General features: G+C 73.9%; 3 protein-coding genes. 2 read left to right on the forward strand and 1 reads right to left on the reverse strand.

Translation table 11 applies throughout. The annotated features are described in order from the left end of the window. Both D6689_00175 and D6689_00180 read left to right on the forward strand, forming a co-directional pair. Nucleotides 1–551: hypothetical protein (locus D6689_00175; GenBank protein RMH45306.1), on the forward strand; the 551-nt coding region annotated here is incomplete at its 5' end. A gap of 87 nt (nucleotides 552–638) precedes the next feature. Continuing rightward, nucleotides 639–2,024 carry a hypothetical protein gene (locus tag D6689_00180; protein ID RMH45307.1) on the forward strand — a complete coding sequence of 462 codons (1,386 nt, stop codon included), beginning with the start codon at nucleotides 639–641 and terminating at the stop codon, nucleotides 2,022–2,024. On the opposite strand, the gene D6689_00185 is transcribed toward D6689_00180, so the two are convergent. Further along, a complete protein-coding gene (locus tag D6689_00185; GenBank protein RMH45308.1) occupies nucleotides 1,985–2,515 on the reverse strand; it encodes a hypothetical protein in 531 nt (176 codons plus the stop codon). The two genes, D6689_00180 and D6689_00185, sit on opposite strands and share 40 nt — an antisense overlap. Between the last annotated feature and the right edge of the window lie 2,593 nt (nucleotides 2,516–5,108).

Raw genomic sequence — 5,108 nt, forward strand, 5'->3', positions numbered from 1 at the left:
CCGAGCCGGACGCCGACGCGACGGCGCCCGCGTCCGAGCCGACGTCCGACGAGCTGCTCGCGGCCGAGCGCGCCGCCTACGAGCGCGCCGCGCCCGTGTTCGCCGAGCACTGCGCTCACTGCCACACGCCCAGGCCGGGGCGCGCAAAGCAGCCCAAGGGCGTCGCCCACTTTTCGATGGGCGGCTATCCGTTCGGCGGTCACCATGCCGGCGAGCTGCCCGCGACGATCCGCAAGGTGCTCGGCGCGACCGGGGACGAGCCGACGATGCCGAAGGACGATCCCGGCGCGGTCCGCGGCGACGAACTGGCCGCGATCCTCGCGTGGGCCGACGCGTTCGATCGCGCCGAGGCGGCGGGTGCGCACGGGCACGCGGCGGCCGGCGAGCACGGCCACGGCGGCCACGACCCCGATCACGGCCACGGCGGCCACGGCGGCCGCGACCCCGATCACGGCGATCACGGCCACGGCGGCCACGACCCCGATCGCGGCGAGCACGGCGAGCACGGCCACGGCGGCCGCGACCCCGATCACGGCGAGCACGGGCGTTAACGAGTTCGCGATCGCCGGTGCGGGCCGTCCGCGGCGCACGCCCGCGGTGGCGCATCCGCGCGACTTCCGTTACAACCACTGACGTCCGTGACCACGTCGCCGCGCCGAACGATCTCGCCCGCTCTGGCCGCCGGTTGCGCCGCCCTCGCGTGCGCCGCCGGCGCGTGCGTCGACGAGGGCCCGCTGCCGGTCGACGACACGCGCGCGCCGATCATCGGTGGGGTGGTCGACACCGGCGATCCGGCGATCGCGATGATCGTGACCGGCGGGGGCAGCTGCACGGCGACCCTCGTCGGCAGGCGCACGTTGCTCACCGCCGGCCACTGCGTGATCGACGCGATTCGCGCGGGCAGCCACTCGGGCCAGGCCCACTTCGGCACCGGCGGCAGCGACGGCTTCTTCGCGTCCGTGCCGCTGGTCCAGCTCGCGGCGCATCGCTACTACGAGACGTTCCAGTTCTACGACATCGCCATGGTCCGGCTCGGCCGCGACGCGCCGGCCGAGATCGAACCGATGCGCTTTCAGATCGATCCGCTGGACGGCCTCGTACAAGTCGGCGACACCGTCCGCGTCGTCGGGTTCGGCGTGACCGACGGCGAGGCGCAGACCGGAGCCGGGGTCAAGCGCACGGTGGACCTGCGCGTCACCTCGATCGGCAAACACCACATCGGGTACGGCGACGAGGGCCACAACATCTGCCAGGGCGACTCGGGCGGGCCGACGCTGCGCGACGACTTCCCCAACGGCGAGGTCGTGATCGCGGTGAGTTCGTACGGCTCGAACGCATGCCGGTCCGAGTCGCGCGTCGCGCGCACGGACACCTACGCCGACTGGCTCATCGAGGTCTACGACGCATGGGAAGGACCGTGCAAGCAGGACGGCGTGTGCGTGACCGACGGCTGCCGCACGCCCGATCCCGACTGCGATCCGTGCGGCTTCGACGGGGTATGCGCGTCCGACTGTCCGCGACCGGACCTCGACTGCCCGGTGGGCGGATTCGCGGGCGATCCGTGCAGCGACGACTTCGACTGCGAAGACCGCCTGTGCGCCCCCGCGATCGACGATCCGCGCATCCGGTTCTGCTCGGCGCCGTGCGATCCGAGCCGGCCCATCGAGGAGGTCTGCCCGCCGCCGCTCACGCTGTGCTCCGACGAGGGGACGCCGGGCGACTTCACCTGTCGCTACGGGGCGCCGACGCCCGGCGCGTTGGGCGCCGATTGCGCTGACGGCTCGGACTGCCGGTCGGGCGCGTGCGACGGCGAGGTCGGGATCTGCGTCGAGCCGTGCGGCGACGGGGCGCCCGCGTGTCCCGACGGCTACGAGTGCCGGACGTTCGGTGACGTGTCCGCGTGCACGCTCCCTCGCGACGGCGGCGGTTGCGGTTGCCGGGCGGCGTCGCCGGTCGACGGCGGCCTGTGGGCGATCGCGGTGGCCTACGCGCTCGCCCGCCGGCGCCGGCGCGCGAGGGCGTAGCCGACGACGGCGAGCCACGCGCCGCCCGGGGCGCCGCCTCCGTTGCATCCGCATCCGCCTACGACGGTCGGGTCGGGCCCCGTCGCCCCGTCGTCTCCGCCGCCCCCACCGCCGTCGCCACCGCCGTGGCCAACCGTACAGTCGGAGCGACAGCCGTCCGCGTCGTCGGCGTTGCCGTCGTCGCACGCCTCGCCCGCTTCGACCACGCCGTTGCCACAGGCCGGCAGGTTGTAGCCGACGATGCAGACGTCGTCGATCGTCCATCCGCCGAACGTGCCGTCGGAGTCCGTGTCGAGTTCGAACGTCACCTGCACGGTTCCGTCCGCGGCCGCCGCGGTGAGGTCCACGTCGTGGAAACGCCACTCGGCGTCGAGGTGGTGCGTCTGGCCGTCGGCGAGGTTGGACCAGACCGGGTCGCCGTCCGCGTAGATCGTCGCGCGATCGGCGAGCCCTTGTTCGACGCGGAGCCAGCGCCGGTACTGCAGGCGCACGTGGTCATACCCGCGCGTGTCGACCGCGGGGCTGCGCAAGTAGTTCGTCTTGTCGCTCTGGTACTCGCCGTTGAACCCGTCGCCGCCCAGGTCGTTGCCGTAGACGCGCTGGCCGGAATGGGCGGCGCGCGGGTCGCCGGCCGCGCCCGCCGGGACGCCCCACTGCCAGTCGTCCGCCCCCTCGCCGGCCTCGCCGCGCGACAGTCCGTGCTCCCAGCCGTCGGCCGCCGGATCCGTCTCGAAGTCCGTGCAGTAAAGCGGCGTCACCTCGCCGACGAACTGTTCGTACATCGGGTCGGCCGGGTTGGCCGGCAGCGCGTGGGTCGTGCCGTCGGCCTGCTGGAACTCGATCCGGTAGCGGATCACCGACCCGAACGGGGCGTCCGGCAGTTCGGCCTCGTAGGCGCCGGCCGTCTTCGCCATCGTGGCCGACCCGCCGGTGCCGGGCTCGCCGCGCAGCTCCCAGTACAGCGTGGCGCCGACCACCTCGCCGGCCGGGCACGCGCCCGCGGGCAACACGGGAAGCGTGACCGTTCGCCCGTCGACGCGCGGCGGGCGCACGCGCGGACCGGTCGTGCCGTCGGGGGTCGCCATGCCGTGCGCCGCGTACGCGGCGTCGATCTCGCGCTGATGCGGCGTGCCGTTGGCGAGGTTGCCGTCGTCGTCGTCCCACGCGAGCGCCTCGACGTAGGTCGACGGAATGTCGTCCGCGCGGCGGAACGACTCGTAAAATAGCTTGTCGGTGAACGCCACGCCGTCGACCTCGCCGAGCGTCGCGATCATCGCCTTGCGCAGGTCGAACATCGTTCCGCAGTAGATCTTGCCGGTGTGGTGGATCTCCCCGCGATCTTCGGGCCAACGGTGCTCGTAGCCGTCCGGGTCGCAGTGGCGCAGCGGGCGATCGTCGCCGAAGAAGCCGGGCCCCATCCGCGGATCGCCGGTGATGGTCGCCGCGACGAAGTCGCTCAGTCCCTCGGACAGCGCGCCGTCCCACGATCCGACGCCGTCGATGAGCGCGTGGTTGTGCAGCGAGTGGCCGAACTCGTGGTACACGATGTCGGCGATGCGGCCGGTGTTGCCGCAGCCATTTCCCGAGCGAAAGAAGTTGATCGTCGTCCCGTCCGAGAACGCGTTGCAGGTGTCGGCGATGTTGACCGTCGCGATGAGCGGCTCATCGAGCCAGCCGATCGACGACACGGTCCGCGCCCACTGTTTGACGCGATAGCCGTGCACGAGCGCGGTGAGCTGTGCGTCGGCGTACTCGTCGTCGGACTCGTCCCACACGAGCGCGCCGCCGTCGGCGAGGGAAAACGTGCGCTCGATGTCGGCGCCTGCGTCGTTGAACACGCGGACGTGCGCGCTGCGCGCGCGCGCGGCGATCTGGGCCGTGCCCGCGCCCGACCAGGTCACCCGGCCCTCGCTGTCGGCTCGGGCAGCCGCGCCGTCGATCGTGACGTCGACGTCGGCTGCCGGGTAGTCGGCGTAGCCGCCGCCCCACCAGCGGACGGGGGCGCGGACGGACATCTGCCCGCTGGCGAAGCGGAGCGTCTGCTCGCGCGCGACCGGCACCCCGGTCTCGGCGTCGACGTACACGCGCCAGCGCGCCAGCGGCGCGGCGCTCGCCACGTCGACCGCGAGCACGGCGTAGTAGTCGATGCGCCGCGGGCGGACCACCGGCAGCACGAACGGTCCCTCCACCGCACCGGCCGTGAGCGCCGCGTTGGGGAAGTCCTTTTCGATCCAGCCGGCCGCGCGCCGGCGAGCCTCCGCGGCCGCGACCAGCGCGCGGGGGGCGGCGACGTCCACGTGCGGAAACGCCGTCGACGCGAGCACGAACAGCCGGTCGTTCTTGAACCGGAAGCTCACGTGGCCGCCGAGCACGCGCATGCCGGCGTGAACCTGGTGGTAGCCGACGGAGCGCAGCGCGCCGGTGAGATCGTTGGCGGCCAGCTCGAAGTCGGCCTCGGTTGCGCCCGGCGCCAACAGGTCGATGTGTTCGCGCAGCACGCGCCGGGCGATCGCGTCGGCGATGCGGGCGGATCGGACGGCGCCGGGGGCCGCGAGGCCCTCGCCGAACAGCCGCAGCGGCACGCCGGTGCCGGCGTCCCACAGCGCGCGCCACGACCGGCCGTAGCGCGCGGTGAACGCGGCGAGCGCGGCGGCGCCGGGACCGTGCGGCGGCGCCCAACTCACGTCGCGGGCGGCGCGGGCCGGCGCGCCGTGCGCGACGACCAGCGGCCGTTCGCCGCGCAGCGCCGGGGGGGCGGTGGCGGCCGTCGCGGTGGCGGCGGGCGTCGCCACGACGGTGGCGGCGGCGATCCATGACAGGATGCACAGGCTGGGCGGAGTGGAGCTTCGGTTCGGCATCGGCGGTCCTCTGCCGCGCAGTCGTTCATGACGCGTGCCAGGAAATTGGTTGCACGTGCGACGACGGGCTCGCGAGTTGCGCGCCGATCGATCGGCGCGACGCGCCCCCGGGGCGGGCTGCGCGTGACCGCGTGTCGCGGGCGTGGGGCAGATTCCCCCGGCGGGCGGCGAACCGCGGTTGCGCGCGCGGGGCAGCGGGCGGGGCGCCGCGGCGGCGGGCGGCGAA

It is taken from the genome of Deltaproteobacteria bacterium (assembly GCA_003696105.1).
Taxonomy (GTDB): domain Bacteria; phylum Myxococcota_A; class Polyangia; order Haliangiales; family J016; genus J016.